We start from the raw sequence: 17,690 nt of genomic DNA on the forward strand, positions 1-17,690 counted from the left end.
GGTGAGCATGTCTGCAGATATGGAACTTCAGAAGCGGTTGGATTTTCTGAAGTTGGACGCTCGCGCCAAGACGGCGCTTTCCCAAGCGCGACCTGATATCGAGGCCGCGCTTGGGCAGAGCCTGGACGCATTTTATGATCAGGTCCGCGCCACCCCCGAGGTCGCGCACTTCTTCAGTTCCGAAAGCCATATTGCGGGGGCGAAGAGCGCTCAATCCAAGCACTGGTCCCTCATCGCCTCGGGGGACTTCACGCCCGAGTATGTCGAGGGCGTCCGTCGAATCGGACAGACCCATGCCCGGATCGGGCTAGAGCCGCGCTGGTATATTGGTGGCTATGGACTGATCCTCAACGGTCTGATCAAGGCCATCGTCAAGGCGCACTCCAGCAAGCGCGGACCGTTCGGCCGCAAGGATGACGGGGACGTCCTGGGCGAAACCATCGCCAGCGTGGTCAAGGCCGCCATGCTGGACATGGACATCGTCATCTCCCTGTACCTTGAAGCGGCCGAAACCGCTCGGCGTGAGGCGGACGAGAAGCGCGCCCAGGCTGAGGCCGAACAGAACCGCGTGGTCGCCGCCACGGCGGACGCCCTGACTGCACTGGCCCAGGGCGATCTGACGGCGCGGATCCACACCGACTTCCCCGGCAGCTACGCGCGGCTGAAGGAAGACTTCAACGCGGCCATGGCCCAACTGGACGCCGCCATGGCGGAAATCTCCGGCAACACCCAGGCCATGCAGGCCGGGGCAAGCGAAATCAGCGAGGCCGCCGACGACCTTTCGCGGCGCACCGAACAACAGGCCGCGACCCTGGAAGAAACGGCCGCCGCCCTCGACGAAATCACCGCCACGGTGAAGAAGACCGCCGAGGGGGCCAACCAGGCCGCGACAGTCGTGGAGACGTCCCGCGTCGCGGCGGAGAAGTCGCGGGAGATCGTGCATCGCGCCGTCGACGCCATGGGGGCGATCGAGTCTTCGGCCGACAAGATCAGTCTGATCATCGGGGTGATCGACGAGATCGCCTTCCAGACCAATCTTCTGGCCCTGAACGCCGGCGTCGAAGCGGCTCGCGCGGGCGAGGCCGGTCGCGGCTTTGCCGTAGTCGCCTCCGAGGTCCGGGCCCTGGCTCAACGCTCGGCGGAAGCGGCGCGAGAAATCAAGTCCCTGATCACGGCCTCATCCGTTCAGGTGAAGTCAGGCGTCAGTCTGGTCGGGGAGACGGGCGAGGCCCTGTCTGCCATCGTCGCACGCGTGATGGAAATCAACCAGTTGATGTCCGAGATCACAGCCTCGACGCAGGAACAATCCACGGCGCTGCACGAGGTCAATACGGCGGTGAACCAGATGGATCAGGTGACGCAGCAGAACGCGGCCATGGTCGAGGAGTCCACTGCAGCCAGCCACAATCTGACGCAGGAAGGCGCGCGTCTGGCCTCGCTCGTCGCGCGGTTCCAGGTCACGAACCAAAACAGTGGGGGACAGGCCGGCAGGGCCGCAGTCAAGCCGTCAAACAATACGCCACCGCCGCGCTCCACACGACCGGTCGCCACGCCGGTTCTACGGCAAGCAGGATCCGCAGCACTGGCCGCCGCGCCCGAAGCGAACGAATGGGAAGAGTTCTAGCGGGAGACGAGTCACCACTCTATGGGCTTGCCGTCCCAGGCGAAAAAGCGGCCGCTGTCAGACGGCTGAAGCCCATCGACGACCCGTAGAAGCGCCTGAGCCGCGTCAGTCGGCGACAACCGGCCGGCGACCGGCGAGCGAGCGGGAAAGGGAGCGCTGAGGCGGGTTTCGACCGTTCCCGGATGTAGCGCCGCACAAATCCCCAGCGGATGGGTCCGTCGGTGTTCGACGGCTAGCGTGGCGATGAACATGTTGAGCGCGGCCTTGGAGGCCCTGTAGCCGTACCACCCCCCCAGCCGATTGTCCGAAATACTGCCCACGCGCGCGGACAGGGCCGCAAAGACACTGGGCCGGTCGCGGGGCGTCAATGGCAGAAAATGCTTCGCCACCAAGGCCGGTCCGATGGCGTTGACGAGAAACAACTGCTGGAGGGCAGAGGCGTCCAGAGCCCGCATGGTCTTCTCAGGCGTCAGGCCCTGACCTTGAAGCAAACCGGTCGCGACGATGACGCGCGACGGCAGTCCTTGGAGAGCGACGGCCTCTGCAGCGCGGGCGATCTGCGCTTCGTCGGTGATGTCCGTCTCGACGAAGCGCCAAGCCGCGTCGTCAGGCCAGTCGGACGGCCTGCTCCGCCCCAGCCCGATCATGCCGTCATAACAATTCTGCGCCGCCAGTCCTTTCAGCAAGGCGGCCCCGATACCGCCCCCGGCGCCGACCACAACGGCGAGATTTCCTGTCCCGGTCATCAGCCCCTCAGTCATTTTCAAATATGGCGTCGATCCGCCGCGCGAGAACCTTCAGTTCGAAGGGCTTGGTCAGAATATGCATCCCCGGGTCGAGATCGCCGCCGCTCAAGACAGAAGTCTCGGCATAGCCCGTGATGAACAGCACCTTCAGCCCAGGCCGACCTACCCGCGCTGCGTCAGCCAACTGCCTACCGTTCATCCCGCCGGGCAGCCCAACATCGGTAATGAGAAGATCGATGGCTCGCCCGGAGTTCAGGATGGCCAGGCCTTCACGACCATCCCCGGCTTCCAACAGCTCATAACCGTCGTCCGCCAGCCCCTCCAACAGCAGCATGCGTATCGTGGCTTCGTCGTCGACGATAAGCACCGTCCGCTGTCCCCGCGAGGGCGTAGATGCGGGCGCATCTTCGATATCTGCGCCAAGTTCGACTGCGCCGAGATATCGGGGCAAATAAAGACAGATTGAGGCGCCCTCTCCCGGTCGAGAACAGATCTGAACCTGCCCGCCTGACTGCTGGACGAAACCATAGATCATCGACAGGCCGAGGCCGGTGCCCTGGCCGAGGGGCTTGGTGGTGAAGAAGGGATCAAAGGCGCGCGCGATCACGTCGTCCGTCATGCCCACGCCCGTATCGGTCACGCAGATCCGCACATACTCGCCCACCTCCAGATGAAAGCCGGCGTCCACGGACCTGTCCATCCAGCGGTTGGACATTTCAAGCGTCAGCTGTCCGCCGTCGGGCATGGCGTCGCGCGCGTTGATGCAGAGGTTGAGGAGCGCGTTCTCCAGTTGGCCCGGATCGACCAGCACCGGCCAGAGACCGGTTTGATAGCCGGTTTCGAACTGAATGGCCGGCCCGATGGTCTGACGGATCAGGTCCTCCATGCTGCGCGCCAAGCTCTCAACGTCTGTGCCCTTCGGCTCCAGCGTCTGACGACGCGAGAAGGCGAGGAGACGATGCGTCAGCGCACTCGCTCGTTGCGCCGCCGCCTGGGCCGCAGAAATGAAGCGGCCCGCCTCCGCCACTCGCCCCTCGGCGATCCGCTTGGCCAGAAGCTCGAGACTCCCCGAGATGCCAGTCAGCAAATTGTTGAAGTCGTGGGCGATGCCTCCGGTCAGTTGACCCACGGCCTCCATTTTCTGCGACTGGCGCAGGGCGGCCTCGCTGGCCATAAGTTCGGCGGTCCGCTCCTCGACCGTCCGTTCAAGGGACGCCGCCAACTTGGCCAGATGCCGTTCGGCCCGTCGGCGTTCGCGCGCCGCCAGGGTGCGCTCGCCGACGTCACGAAGAAATCGAAGCTCGTCCTCTTGCCAGGCGCGCGGCGAAGCGTGGTTTAGATAGACCAACGCCACCATGCCCGCCTGGTCCCGCAGGGGCATGTTTACGACAGCGCGGGCCTTGATAGCTTCCAGCATCTGCGCGGTCGCCAAGGTGCGCGGGTCCTCCCGGGCATCAGAAAAGGAGACGGTTTCGCCCCGCTTCAGGTCTTCGATATAAGAGCCGTAGTCGCGGAAGTTCAGCACCCCCGCCAGGGTCTGCACGCCCGGCGCATTCCAGTCGCGTGTAATCGTGATCGTTTCCTCGTCTCGATCCACAATACCGAATCCAACTCGGCTTAACTCCAGGGTGCGCCCCAGTATCTCTGCTGCGGCATAGGTGATCTCCTCCGGATCCTCGAGATCCCGCAAGACGTCCGAAAGCTCCACCATGGCCGTGCGGAGGCGTTCGGCTCGTACTCGCTCGGTGATGTCCGTGGTCACACCCGCAATGCGACGAGGCCGATCCTCGGCGTCGAGCACCAGTATGCCTCTCGCCTCCATCCAGCGCACATCACCCGACGGAGTAATGACCCGGTGAATGATGTGATAATCGGCGCCGTCCCGAATGGTCGCCTCGCTCTGCGCAAGCACCGCGTCGCGGTCGTCGGGATGGATCATCTTCTGACGATCCTCGTAGGTGAAGGTCGTATCGACCGGCCAACCCATCAGTGTCTTGTAAGCGTCAGAGGCGACCAGGGTGCGTGTCTGCACATCGACGCTCCACGCGCCCAGACCACCGGCCCGCATCGCCAGATCCAACTCGCGATCCCGGTCGCGATCCGCCCGCAGCCTGTTTGTCAGTTCAGCCTCAAGCGCGGCCTTGTCGATCTGCAAACCGGCGAGGCGCTCGCGCTCAATGGTCACATCGACCTGGCTGGCGAAGAAGTATGTGAGCGCTCCGTTCGCATCGAACACCGGCGCCATCAGCAGACGGTTCCAGAAGCCCTGCCCGTCCTTGCGATGATTGCGGATGTCGATCTCAATCGGTCGGACGGCGTCCACCGCTTGCCGGATCTGACGCACGGTCTCGGGGTCCGTCTCAGGCCCCTGCAGAAAGCGGCAGTTGCGCCCGACGATCTCCTCACGGGCGTAGCCTGTGAGCCGACAGAAGGAGTCGTTGGCGAACACCACGGGATTGTCGGCTTGCCGAGGGTTGGTGATGATCATCGGCATACGCGTCGCGCGAACCGCCGAAACGAAGGGGTCCGTGCCGCCGTCCAGGCCCAGAACCTCCGCCGCAATCCGCTCGGCTTCCCGCCTGACGTGGTCTGCGCTTTTCGGATCATAAGGGTCGGACTCAGTCAATCGCCTTCACCTCCGCTGCGCATGGTCAAAGGGGCGCACGGGCATCAAAACACACGAAAAGCTCTACGGTTCATCACGCCCGTCGGATGTCGAGCTCGGGCATTTGGGCACCTTGAAGACCCAGAACGCGCCTTTGACCGATTTCGTACACAAAATGCCCGCACCGCTCAGCTTAAACTACCGTAACCATTAAAGAAATCCCGAACATAGCGGAACCGACTCCGCGCCCGGCCATTAGTCTTGGCGGCCCGGCTTGGCGGGTCGGAGCACACATCATGAAGATCGCGCAGGTCACCCCGCTTTATGAGGCCGTTCCTCCGAAGCTTTACGGCGGAACCGAGCGCGTCGTGGCGCATCTGACCGACGCCCTGGTGGATTTGGGGCACGACGTCACCCTATTCGCCAGCGCGGACGCACAGACCCGGGCGCGGCTGGTTCCGGTTCGCGATCAGGCCATTCGCCTTGATCCAGCCCCCCTGAAATCTGACCTCGCCGCCCACATGTCGATGCTGGGAGAAGTGCTTGACCGCGTAGATCAGTTTGACGTCATCCACTTCCACACGGATATGATCCATTTCCCCGTGTTCAGACCCTATGCGGACAAGACGGTGACCACCCTTCACGGTCGTCTGGACATGAAGGATCTGCCGGGCGTCTATGCGCGGTGGACTGAATTCGGCCTCGTCTCCATTTCTGACGACCAGCGCAGGCCGCTGCCGCTCGCCAACTGGAAGGCCACCGTCCACCATGGCATGCCGGGAGAGCAATACCTGTTCTCCCCACAGTCGCAGGGCTATCTGGCCTTCCTCGGTCGGATATCCCCCGAGAAGCGCCCTGACCGCGCCATCGAGATCGCCACCAAACTGGGCAAGCGCCTGAAGATCGCGGCCAAGGTGGACGCCGCCGACAAGATCTATTGGGAGGAGACCATCCGTCCGCTGGTTGAGGGCAATCCGCTGATCGAGTTCGTTGGCGAGATCGGCGACCACCAGAAGTCGGCTTTCTTGGGCGGCGCCGACGCCCTGCTGTTTCCGATCGACTGGCCCGAGCCCTTCGGCCTGGTGATGATCGAGGCCATGGCTTGCGGCACGCCCGTAGTCGCTTTCCGTTGCGGCTCAACGCCAGAGATTATCGAGGACGGCGCCACCGGCTTCCTGGTCGACACCATGGAACAGGCTGTTGCGGCGGCTAGTCGCGTCCATCTGCTGGACCGCGAGGCCGTCAGGGCCCGGTTCGATTTGCGTTTCTCGGCCACCGCCATGGCCCGCCGCTATCTGGACGTCTATGGTGATCTGCTGGCGCGTCGGCCGTTCGCCGCAGCGGCCTTGGGCGCCGCGGCCCCCCTGAATAGCGTCGTCACCCCCATTCGCCCAATCACCGAAGACCGCAGCTTCGCTGCAAGCGCCTAGCGTCGCCTTGCCGGTTTCATGAAGAAAAACAGGCGGCGGAGGTGAACCCTCCGCCGCCTTCGCCATTTGATCACTCAAGCGGCTCCTGAGCGCCGCAATAGGGTGGATAGGCTCAGGGCAGGCCTCAAACGACCGGGAGAGACCGCATGGACGACGCCTACACCACCCAATTGAGCGCAGGCGAAACCATCGAGGCCTCGGGTCTCGAACAGCTGATGGCGTTGAAGGAAGGCGACACCTTCCTCGTCGCCGACGGCTGGGGCGACATGACCGGCGGCGCCGACGGCCTGTTCGCTGGAGACACGCGCGTCCTGTCGCGATGGACAATGACAGTGGGGCTGCTGAAGCCGTCACGGCTGTCGTCAGGCGTCAGCCAGGACAACGTCTTCTTCTCCTGCCACACGACCAACCGGCCGCTGCCGCCCATGGGTGGACGATCAGCGCCGGCCGGCGTGCTGCACATCGAGCGGCGTCGGTTTCTGTGGGGGCGCCGGATGTTCGAGCGCATTCAGATGGTCAACCACGGGGTGGAGGACATCCTGTTGCCCCTGGCCTTCGACTTCGGCGCGGACTTCTCCGACATTTTCCAGGTCCGCGGCACGCCCAGACCCAAGCGCGGAACGCTTCACGCTCCGACGACGGACGGTCGGCGCGTCACCTTCCGCTACACCGGACTGGACGGCGTAGACCGCGCCAGCTGTCTGGCCTTTTCCGAGCCCCCGGCGCGGCTGACGCATCACCGGGCCGAGTTCATGTTCAGCCTTCCCAAGGGCCGGTCCATGGACCTGTTCATTGAATGCGGCGTCGATTCCTGTGAGACGCCGGACGCCGGCCGGTGGCGTCAGAACGCCGTCCACGCCCGCCTGGCCATGCGCGCCAAACGTCGGCGCGGCGCCTCGGTGCGGGGGCCGCGCAGCCCGCGGTTCAATGACTGGCTGGATCAGTCGCGGGCCGACATGGCCCTGCTGACCACCGACCTGCCCACGGGCCCCTACCCCTATGCCGGCACGCCCTGGTTCTCGACCCCGTTCGGCCGCGACGGCATCATCGCCGCCTGGCAAATGCTGTGGCTGGACCCGTCGCTGGCCAAGGGAGTCCTGACCTATCTGGCCTCGCGCCAGGCGACCGAGACCTCGCTGTTCCAGGATAGCCAGCCCGGCAAGATCATGCACGAGACCCGCGGCGGCGAGATGAGCGCCCTGCGCGAGGTGCCTTTCGGCCTCTACTACGGCGGGGTCGACACCACCTGCCTGTTCATCGCCCTGGCCGGAGCCTACGCCAGCCGGACCGGCGACCTGGATCTGATCCGTGAACTCTGGCCCAACCTGGTCGCCGCCGCCAACTGGATGCGCGACTATGGCGACTCCAACGGCGACGGCCTGATCGACTATCAGCGGGGCGCCGACACAGGCCTGTCCAACCAGGGCTGGAAGGACTCCGAGGACTCGATCTTCCACGCCGACGGCCGCTTCCCCAAGGGTCCGATCGCGCTTCTGGAGGTGCAGGGCTACGCCTTCGCCGCCTGGCGCGCCATGGGCGATCTGGGCGAGCGTCTGTACGACGACCGCACGCCTGAATGGCGTATGCGCGCCGAACAGGTCCGCGCCCTGGTCGAGGACAAGTACTGGATGGAGGACGAGGGCTTCTACGCCGTCGCCCTGGACGGCGACGGCGAGCAGTGCCGCGCCATCGCCTCCAACGCGGGCCATCTGCTGTTCACCGGTCTGCCGTCGGTGGAGCGCGCGCGCCGGGTCACCAAACGCCTGCTGTCGGCCGAGTTTCGCACGGGGTGGGGCATCCGCACGCTCGAGCTGGGCCAGGCGCGGTTCAATCCGATGAGCTATCATAACGGCTCGGTCTGGCCGCACGACACCGCCATGGCGGCAGCGGGGATGGCCAACTATGGCGAGCGACAAGCCGTCGCCGACATCCTGGCGGAGATCTACGCCGCCGCCGCCCATTTCCACCTTCGCCTGCCCGAATTGTTCTGCGGATTCCCGCGCGAACCGGGCGAGCCGCCCATCGCCTATCCGGTCGCCTGCCTGCCTCAGGCCTGGGCGGCGGGGTCGGTCTTTTTGATGCTCCAGGCGGCGCTTGGTCTGTCCATCGACGCCTGGACCGGAACGATCGACATGGCCGACCCCGTCCTGCCTGCGGGTCTGGAACGGTTGAAGATCACCGGGTTGACGATCGGAGACGCCGTGGTCGATCTTTCGATCCGGCACGTCGATGGCCGCGCCGTCGTCATACCGGACCATCGTCAGGGGCGGCTGGCGGTCAGAACGCTTCGTTGACTCTTCGATGACCCCTTCCGCCCTCGCCGCCTCGCGTCTCGAACGCAACTATCTCCGGGATCTCGGACGCGCGTTCGCCGGCGCGCTCGTATTCAGCATTCCCCTTCTGATGACGATGGAGATGTGGGAGGCCGGGGTGGCGATGGACCGGTGGCGGCTGCTGATGTTCGTCGGCGCCGGCCTGCCCCTGCTTTACGGCCTGGCCTATTACGCCGGGTTTTCGAACCGGCGCGGTCTATCCAATGACCTGCTCGATACATCTGTGGCCCTGGCGGTCGGCTTCATCACCACCTCCGTCCTGTTGGTCCTGTTCGGCGTCATCCAGTGGGGCGCCTCTCCGCGTGAAGCGGTGGGCATGGTCGCGCTACAGGCCATCCCCGGAGCAATGGGAGCCCTGCTGGCTCGCAAGCAGCTGAGCGGCGGCGGCAGGGGCGAAACGGACGAAGGCCAAGCCTCCTACCTGGGCGAACTGTTCCTGATGGCGGCGGGCGCCCTGTTCTTCGCCCTGAACGTGGCGCCGACAGAGGAAATGATCCTGATCGCCTACAAGACCACAGCCGTCCATGCGCTGGGCCTAATCGCCCTGTCCATTCTGCTGCTGCACCTGATTGTCTTCAAGGCCGGCTTTGCAGGTCAGGAAGAAGCGGATCGTCCCGTCGAAGCCTTCCTGTATTTCACCTTGCCCGGCTACGTAATCGCTCTGGGGATCAGTCTCTTCGTCCTGTTCGTCTTCGGTCGCACGGACGGCCACTCGCTGGGCGGGGTGCTGCACACAATGATCGTCCTGGGTTTTCCCGCCGCCATCGGCGCGGCCGCAGCCCGTCTTCTGGTCTGAGCCATGAGTGCGAAAAACAGCGCCGAGAAAAGACCTGTGCTGCAGTGGATCATGGCCGCCGTCGGCGCGTGTGTGACGGCGTCGGCCGTCGGCGTCATGGCGTGGGAGGGCGTGCGGCCCAGCGCACCGCCCATGCTCAGCGCGCGCATCGTCGAGGTCGAGACCACGGCCGCAGGTCATGTCGCCAAGATCAAGGTGAAGAACGACGGAGACGACACCGCCGCAGCGGTGAATATCGAAGCCGTGCTAGGTGATCAGGCCGCCACGGCGACCCTGGACTATGTGCCCGGCCATGGCGCTGCCGAGGCCTATGTCCGGTTCGACGCCGACCCTCGCCGCGCCGTCGTCAGGGTCGAGGGCTGGGCCGCCCCGTGAAGTGTTCGATCTGGCTTGCGGAAACGCAGGGACCTCTCCCGCGTTAGGGCAGAAAGGAGACGATCATGGCCGCACGCCCCACCTGGCAGGGACATCTGAAACTGTCGCTGGTGACCTGCCCGGTCGCCCTCTACACGGCGACCTCGTCCACCGCCCATGTCAGTTTCCACCTGATCAATCCCGACACCAACAACCGTATCCGGATGGTGCCCACCGACCCGGACACCGGCCCCATCGAGCGCTCGGATCTGGTCAAGGGCTATGAGGTGTCGAAGGACGAATACGTCCTGTTCGACGATGCCGATTTCGACAAGGTGAAGCTGGAGACGACACGGACCATCTGCATCGACAGTTTCGTCGATGAAGACGACATCGATCGGCTTTACTGGAACGACCCCTTCTACGTCGTGCCGGAAAAAGGCGTCGGGGCCGAAGCCTTCGCCGTCATCCGCGACGCCATGAAGAGCGCTGGAAAGATCGCCATCGGCACTCTGGTGCTGCGCGGCCGCGAGCGTCAGTTGGCGCTGGAGGTGCGGGGCAAGGGGTTGGTGGCCTATTCGCTGCGCGCGCATGACGAGGTGCGCGAGGCCGACGACTATTTCGACGATATCCCGTCGGTGAAGGCCGACAAGGACATGGTCGATATCGCATCCCGGATCATCGCCCAGAAGCAGACCGACTTCGACCCCACGACCTTCAAGGACCGCTACGACGACGCCCTGCGCGAGATGATCAAGGCCAAGCAGAAGGGCGGCAAGGACGTGATCGAGGCGCCCGAGCCCGACGACACCAATGTGATCGACCTGATGGAAGCCCTGCGCAACAGCCTGAAGGGCGCGGCCACCGGCGCAAAACCGGCGGCGAGGAAGAAGACCGGCAAGACGCCTCCTAAGAAGAAGCCGGCATCCGGCAAAAAGGCAGCCTGAACTGCGGCGCTAAAGAGACTTACAGCCCCATCGCCTTCAGCGACGGCCGCAGGCTGACTTCGCCCGCACGGAAATCCTTCCATGGATCCGGCTTCTTCAGCAGGCCGGATGCGTCGTGCAGGGTGAAGGCCTTCGGGTCCAGGCCCGCCTTCACCTGCCCCCACGACAGGGGGAAGGCGATCCCCGCACCGGGCCGCGCGCGCACCGACCACGGCGCCACCGCCGTGGCCATGCGGCCGTTGCGCAGATAGTCGATGAAGATCTTCCCGCCCCGCGCCTTCTTGGCCAGGGTGGTGGTGAACCGGTCGGGATCGGCGCGCCGCACCTCCTCCGAGATCGCCTTGGCGAAGGCCTTGCACTGGTCCCATTCGATGCGGCTACGACCGTCGGAACGGATCGGGACGACGACATGAAGCCCCTTGCCGCCGGTCGTCTTGACGAAGGGATGCAGGCCCAGCTGTTCCAGTTGCGCCTTCACCGTCTTGGCCGCCGCAATCACCGCCGCGAAATCCAGGCCTTCGTCCGGGTCGAGGTCGAAGGTGATCTGTTCGGGGGTCTCGGGATCGCCTGGCCGGCAGCCCCACGGATGAAGCTCCAACCCGCCCGACTGAGCGACGGCGACCAGGCCGCCGACATCCGTGACGGCCACATAGGGGTGGCGCTGCTGCACGTCGATCAGCTTCAGGCGGGGGTTCGAGCCCGGCATGGCGTGGCGCTGGAAGAAGGTCTCGCCCTCGATGCCGTCCGGCGCTCGGATGATCGAGACTGGCCGGTCGGCGACGTGGGGCAGAATCCGCTCCGCCGCCGCCTCGTAATAGCGCGCCAGATCGGCCTTGGTGATCGCCGGCCGACCGCCGACGGCTGGCCACAGGATCTTGTCGGGCTTGGACAGCGTGACCCCGGCGACGACGACCTTGCCGGATGCGGGGGTCGAAGCCGTCTTGGTCTTCCGGACGGCGGGCTTGGCCGCGACAGCCGCCTGCGGATCGTCGGTCACGTCCTGGGCCGGCTTATCCTCGCGCAGGCCCTTGAAGGCCGCGTGCCGCAACGATCCGCCCTCGGTCAGGCCGCCATGTTCCAGCTCGGCGACCAGCACCGGTTTGACCCAATGGATGTCCTTGCCGCCCCGCGGCGCCCCCTTGCCCACGAACGGAGAGGCGTCAGCCGCCGCATCCTTCAGGGCGGGCAACAGGGTCTTCAACAGGGGCGCGGCGTAGCACGTGCCGACCCGGCCGAGGTAACGCAGCCCGTCGTCCTCGGCGACGCCGACCAGCAGGGAGCGGAACCGCGTCCCGCCTTCGGACGACCAGCCGCCGATCACCACCTCGTCGCGCCCCCGGCATTTCGACTTGACCCAGGCCGAAGACCGACCCGCCCGATAGGGGGCGTCCAGTTTCTTGGAGATCACGCCTTCCAGGTCCATGCGGCAGGCGCTGTCCAGCACCGCCTGCCCGGTCGAGGCGAAATGATCGACATACCGCAGCCGCTTGCGCGCCTTGGCGGGAACGCGGTCGATATGGGCCTGCAGCCGCGCCTTTCGGTGCGACAGCGGCAGGTCCCGCAGATCGTCCTCGCCCTCGCGCAGCAGGTCGAAGGCGAAATAGACCAGCTCGCTCGTCTTCTGATCCGCGATGGCCGCCTGCAGGGCCGAGAAGTCCGGCGTGTGATCCTCGCTCATGGCGCACAACTCGCCATCCACCACACCGTCGGGCCAGGTCGCCGCATCCGCCGCCAGTTCTGGGAAGCGATCGGTCCAGTCGTGGCCGCGCCGGGTGTAGAGTCGCGCCTGCCCGCCTCCGGTCGCCACCTGGATGCGGTAGCCGTCGAACTTGATCTCATGCACCCAGCCTGCGCCGCCCGGCGGATGGTCGGCGACCTTGCAGAGCTGGATGGGGACGAAGGCCGGAGGCTTGGCCAGGTTCGCCTCGCCCGACTTGGCCTTGGGCTTGGCCGGCCCCTTGCGCGCCACGGGGCGAGAGGCGGTCCATTGTTTCTTGCCCTCGGCGATTTCCGCCAGGCTGCGGCCCGAGGCGACGGAGGCGTCGATCTCCATATTGGCATCGCCCTCGCCCGGCACGGCCGCCTCGTCCTTCTCCTTGATCAGCAGCCAGTTGTTGCGCTTCGACGGCTTGCCGCGATCCGACTTGAGCCGCACCAGGGCCCAGCCGCCGCTGAGCCGTTCGCCGTGCAAGATCATCTTCAGCGAGCCCCGCTTCAGCGCCGCCTCGACGTCCGGCTCCTGGGGCTCCCACTCGCCCTGGTCCCACAGCTGGACCGTGCCGGCGCCATAGTTGCCGGAAGGGATAGTCCCCTCGAAGCTTCCATAGTCGAGCGGGTGATCCTCGACCTCCACCGCCAGCCGTTTGACGGCGGGATCACGCGACGGGGCCTTGGTCACGGCCCACGATTTCAGCACCCCGTCATGTTCGATGCGAAAGTCGTAGTGGAGCCGTGTCGCGGCATGGCGCTGGATCAGATAGGTCAGACGCCCCTCGCGGGACGCCTTCCCCTTGCCGGACGGTTCGGGCGTGCGGGTGAAGTCCCGTTTGGCCCGATAGGTGTCCAGTCCGTGCGCCATGCCGCCTCGCCCCGCCCTTACTGACGCGGCGCGATCCGCCAGACCGTGTTGGACAGGTCGTCGGCGACCAGCAGGATTCGTCGCTGCGGATCAAAGGTCACGCCGACCGGACGACCGCGCGCCTCGCCGTCCTTGATGAAGCCGGTGGCGAAATCGACCGGCGGACCGGCGGGACGCCCACCCGAGAAGGGCACCCAGACCACCTTGTATCCTGCCAGGTCCTGACGGTTCCAACTGCCGTGTTCGCCGATGAAGGCGCCCTGGCTGAAGCCGCCGCCAAAGCCGCCATCCTGCGCGAAGCTGAGGCCCAGGGCGGCGACGTGCGAACCCAGGGCATAGTCCGGCTTGACGGCCGTCTGCACTAGATCAGGCTTCTGCGGATGGACGCGCGGATCGGTGTTCTGGCCCCAGTAGGAATAGGGCCAGCCATAGAAGGCGCCCTCACGCACCGACGTCAAATAGTCGGGGACCAGTTGCGGGCCCAATTCGTCTCGCTCGTTAACCACGGCCCACAGGGCGGCTGTGGTCGGCTCGATGGCCAGGGCGGTAGGGTTGCGGATGCCGGTGACGAAGGTGCGGTGGGCGCCGGTCTCGCGGTCGATGGCCCAGACCACCGCCCGTTCCTCCTCCACCGCCATGCCGCGCTCGCCGATATTGCTGTTCGAGCCGATGCCGACATACAGGGTCTGGCCGTCGGCGCTGGCGGTCAGCGACTTGGTCCAGTGGTGATTGATCGCCGACGGCAGCTTGGTCAGCTCCTGTCCCGGCGCGGTGACCCGGGTCTGGCCCGGCTGATAGGGGAAACGCAAAAGCGCGCCCTGTTCGGCGACATAGAGGGCGCCGTCCACGAAGGCCATGCCGTAGGGGGCGTCCAGATTGTCGATGAAGGTGGTGCGGACCTCGGGCTGTCCGTCGCCGTTGGCGTCGCGCAGCAGGGTGATGCGGTCGCCGCCCTCAACGGAGGTCTTGCCCTTAGCCTTGATGATGCCGGCGATAAAGTCCTTGGGCCGCAGCTTGGGGGCGTGACCGCCCGAGCCTTCGGCGATCAGGATGTCGCCGTTGGGCAGGACCAGGATCTGACGCGGAATCTGCAAATCTGTCGCCATCGGGGTGACGACGAAGCCGTCCGGCACGGTGGGCAGTTCGCCGTTCCAGCCGATCGGATTGGCGATCTTCATCGGCGGAACCAGGGTCTCGTTAAGGCCCGGAAGATCGGGATTGGCGCCCGTCTGGTTCAGATCAGGGTCGCTGCGGCTGCAACCCGCGAGGGCCAGGACCGCGACAGTGGTGCAAAGGAGTGTCTTGATCATCACGCGATCTCCCGCACGGTCGAGTTGGAATAGGCCAGCCAGCCCGCGATCAGGACCAGAAGGGTCGACAGGATCGACAGGGTCAGACCGAAGGCGCCAACCGAACTCCAGGCGTCCTGGCTATGCTTGAAGGCGTTGATCAGGCCGAAGATCCAGGCCATGGCCAGGGCGGCCAGATGGATAATGGCGGCCCGTCGCGCAGGCGTGCGCCAGGACAGAGCCAGATCGATGATAGCCCACAGGCCCGCGAGTCCACCGAAAACCAGGGCGCCGACGATCAGCCAGGCCGAAAAGTTCGACCACTGCATCTGGGCGGACTTCAGATAGGCGATGTCGCTGATGACGGCGGAGGTGAACAGGGCGATGGGGAAGGCCATCAGGATTCCGCGTAGCGGATTCAGCCTCTCACGGAAGGCGGCGACAGCGGGCATGAGAGGGTTTCCTGCGGCGTCGCCACGATACGGCGACGTCGAACCCAACACGTGGCCCGGTATTTGGTTCATCCGGTCGAGCGCGACCGAACGCGGCAGAACGGGCCGCCGGCGAAACGCCGACGGCCCGTCACAGGCTTAGAAGCGCTTGGTCAGTTGAACGCCGTAGGTGCGGGGTTCGTTGACGAAGGCGGTCAGGTTGTTGAAGTCGATGGCGCCGATGACGTTCTCTTCATCGGTGATGTTGCGAACATAGGCGGCCGCTTCCAGCCCCTTGTTCAGATCCCGCCAGCCGGCGCGCAGGCCGCCTTCGAACGCCGTGTCTTGCATGAACTCGACCGATTCATACAGGAACAGGTTGAAGTCCTTCTGCATGGCCCAGTCCGTCGAGGCGAAGAACTCGGTGTCGTCGCCCAGAGGCAGGACATAGTTCAGCGTCAGGTTGGCGGTGTATTCCGGCGCCTGAGGGAAGGGGTTGCCGTCGACGTCGGCGCGACGGGTCGTGCCCACAGTCACGATGGGGTCGGTGACGGTGCAGTTCGAGCCGCAGATAGCCACCAGCAGGCCGCTGTCCTTGATCTCGGTGTGGTTCCACGCCGCGCCGGCCGACAGGCTGAAGCCCGCGCCCAGATCGATGTCGCCGTCCAGCTCCAGGCCGTAGCCTTCGCCCTTGTCGGCGTTGATCAGGCGGTTGGAGTTGTCCGCACCGCCGATGGCGGTGAACTGCATGTCGCTGACTTCATAGACATAGGCGGTGCCGTTCAGGCGGGCGCGACCGTCCCACAGGCGGGCCTTGAAGCCGGTCTCGTAGGACATGACCGTCTCGGACTCGGCCGTGGTCAGGACCGGCAGGTTGCGGCCCTGGATCGACGGGCCGCGATAGCCCTTGGCCACGCGGGCGAACAGATTGAGGCTGTCATTGACCTCATACAGGGCGCTGACGTCCCAGCTGACCTGCTCGTCGCCGACCGAAACGGCGCCTGTGCCGCCAGCGCCCGCACCCAAGACGATGCGGCCATTGTAGTCGCGGTTGTCATCGGTGTAGCGGACGCCCGCCGTCACCTTAAAGGCCTCGGTCAGCTTGTAGCTGCCCTGGCCAAACACCGACCACGAGTCCGACTTCTGCACGATGTCAGTCACGCGCGTCGGCTGAAGACCGCCGACGCCGTTGAAGGTGCCCGAGACCAGGTTGATGCGCTCGTCCCAATAGAAGGCGCCAATCTGCCAGCCCAGGCGGGCGTCGTCGTTCGAGGCCAGTCGCAGTTCGTAGGTATTCTGCAGCAGGTCGCTGGAGAGGGTGCCGGTCTCGGAGTTGAACGGCGTCTTGTAAGGAGCCGTCGCCGGGGCCGAAGCCACGCCGCCGTCGATGTCGCCGTCGCCCTGCGACCAGCCCTGGTACGAGCCGACGATCCCGGTCAGGGTGGCGGGGCCGAAATCATAGGCGACGCGCAGCGACTGCGAGGTCGTCTGCTGCTTCTGGAAATTGTTGCGGCCGCCGTCGTAATAGACGGTGTCGCGGTCGAAATTGCCGTTCAGTTCGTTCGAGCCCTTGGTCAGGGCGTTGGCGCGGTTCATCGTGCCCGTGCCGTCATAGTCGCGGGCCTGCAAGGTCAGCAGGGTCGAGAGCCGGTCGGTCGGGGTCCAGGCGACGTGGACGCGGGCGGCCAGATCGTCAAAGCCGCCCAGGTCGTCATCATTCGCATCGGCGAAGGACGGGTTGTAGGCGTTGTTGACCCAGTCGTCGCGGTGGTTCCACAGAATGGCGCCGCGCACCTGAAGCGTGTCCGACGCCGGCAGGGTGACGGCCGCCTCGGTCCGGGTCGAACCCAGGTTGCCATAGGTCAGCGAGCCGAAGCCGGTGAAGGCGTCCGACGGCTTGACGGTGTCGATCTTGACCACGCCGGCCGGGGTATTGCGGCCGAACAGGGTGCCTTGCGGACCGCGCAGAACTTCCAACTGCTGCACGTCGAACAGGGGGAAGCCCTTCAGATAGACGCTTTCCAGCACCACATCGTCCAGCACCACCGAGACCGGCTGGGAGGCGGTGAAGTCGAAGTCCACATTGCCCAAACCGCGGATATAGAAGCGCGGCGCATAACGGCCGTTCGAGCTTTCGACCTGAAGGCTGGGCACGCGGGCCGACAGCGACAGGATGTCGGCGCCGCCTGCAGAAATTTCTTGCAGCGTCTGGGTGTTCAGGGCGGTGACGGCGAACGGCACCTCGCGGATGTTCTCGCTGCGGCGTTGGGCGGTGACGACGATGTCGTCGACGCCGGCCGGCTCAGCATCGGTCTGGGCGAGGGCGGCGCCGGCGCTCAGCAGGGCGACGCCGCTGACGGTGGCGGCAAGCAGGGCTTGACGAAGCATGGGATTGTTTCCTTGGCGACATGGGAAGCTGTCGCGCGTGCCCGTAAGGCCTCCGGAGACGAGTCGCCAGCCGAGACCGCACAGGAAATTTGAACCTTTGAAGACGCGGACACAGGGGTGCGACAATCGAACAGACATCAACAGGCGCGACGTCGCGCGATATTGTGCC

Annotated in this window: 12 protein-coding genes; 6 read left to right on the top strand and 6 right to left on the bottom strand. The window is 65.4% G+C overall.

Annotated features, from left to right (window positions below; translation table 11 throughout):
• Positions 1-7: 7 nt before the first annotated feature.
• Positions 8-1,624: a methyl-accepting chemotaxis protein gene (locus ACW170_RS02010; RefSeq protein ID WP_492088044.1), complete on the top strand. Its 1,617-nt coding sequence runs from the start codon at positions 8-10 to the stop codon at positions 1,622-1,624.
• Positions 1,625-1,635: 11 nt separating this feature from the next.
• Here the strand turns inward: ACW170_RS02010 and ACW170_RS02015 are convergent, their stop codons facing one another.
• Entirely contained in the window at positions 1,636-2,370 is a 735-nt protein-coding gene (locus ACW170_RS02015) for an SDR family NAD(P)-dependent oxidoreductase (RefSeq protein ID WP_492088045.1), read from the bottom strand.
• Between the two features lie 7 nt (positions 2,371-2,377).
• Positions 2,378-4,996, bottom strand: coding sequence for a PAS domain-containing protein (locus ACW170_RS02020; RefSeq protein WP_492088046.1), 2,619 nt, complete (start codon positions 4,994-4,996; stop codon positions 2,378-2,380).
• Positions 4,997-5,271: 275 nt separating this feature from the next.
• Between ACW170_RS02020 and ACW170_RS02025 the strand changes: the two genes are divergently transcribed.
• The 5 genes from ACW170_RS02025 (at position 5,272) to ku (ending at position 10,835) form a co-directional block, all read left to right on the top strand.
• Entirely contained in the window at positions 5,272-6,405 is a 1,134-nt protein-coding gene (locus ACW170_RS02025) for a glycosyltransferase family 4 protein (RefSeq protein ID WP_492088047.1), read from the top strand.
• 146 nt (positions 6,406-6,551) lie between these two features.
• The gene (locus tag ACW170_RS02030; RefSeq protein ID WP_492088048.1) at positions 6,552-8,699 is read left to right on the top strand and encodes an amylo-alpha-1,6-glucosidase; all 2,148 of its coding nucleotides are present in this window, start codon (positions 6,552-6,554) and stop codon (positions 8,697-8,699) included.
• Between the two features lie 7 nt (positions 8,700-8,706).
• Entirely contained in the window at positions 8,707-9,534 is an 828-nt protein-coding gene (locus ACW170_RS02035; protein WP_492088049.1) for a TIGR02587 family membrane protein, read from the top strand.
• A gap of 3 nt (positions 9,535-9,537) precedes the next feature.
• Positions 9,538-9,909 (top strand): hypothetical protein, encoded by a 372-nt coding sequence (locus ACW170_RS02040; RefSeq protein ID WP_492088050.1) that lies wholly within the window; start codon positions 9,538-9,540, stop codon positions 9,907-9,909.
• A 65-nt stretch (positions 9,910-9,974) separates the two neighbouring features.
• Positions 9,975-10,835, top strand: a complete 861-nt coding sequence (gene ku, locus ACW170_RS02045) for a non-homologous end joining protein Ku (protein WP_492088051.1) — start codon at positions 9,975-9,977, stop codon at positions 10,833-10,835.
• A 19-nt stretch (positions 10,836-10,854) separates the two neighbouring features.
• Here ku and ligD read toward each other — a convergent pair whose 3' ends face one another.
• The 4 genes from ligD to ACW170_RS02065 all read right to left on the bottom strand — a co-directional run bounded on the left by ligD (position 10,855) and on the right by ACW170_RS02065 (position 17,521).
• Positions 10,855-13,413: a DNA ligase D gene (gene ligD, locus ACW170_RS02050; protein ID WP_492088052.1), complete on the bottom strand. Its 2,559-nt coding sequence runs from the start codon at positions 13,411-13,413 to the stop codon at positions 10,855-10,857.
• 17 nt (positions 13,414-13,430) lie between these two features.
• The gene (locus ACW170_RS02055; protein ID WP_492088053.1) at positions 13,431-14,723 is read right to left on the bottom strand and encodes a PQQ-dependent sugar dehydrogenase; all 1,293 of its coding nucleotides are present in this window, start codon (positions 14,721-14,723) and stop codon (positions 13,431-13,433) included.
• A complete protein-coding gene (locus ACW170_RS02060) occupies positions 14,723-15,154 on the bottom strand; it encodes a DUF2231 domain-containing protein (protein ID WP_492088054.1) in 432 nt (143 codons plus the stop codon). Before ACW170_RS02060 ends, ACW170_RS02055 begins: the two co-directional genes overlap by 1 nt.
• A gap of 138 nt (positions 15,155-15,292) precedes the next feature.
• Positions 15,293-17,521 (bottom strand): TonB-dependent receptor, encoded by a 2,229-nt coding sequence (locus ACW170_RS02065; RefSeq protein WP_492088055.1) that lies wholly within the window; start codon positions 17,519-17,521, stop codon positions 15,293-15,295.
• Between the last annotated feature and the right edge of the window lie 169 nt (positions 17,522-17,690).

Source organism: Brevundimonas sp. FV2ps16, assembly GCF_058681075.1.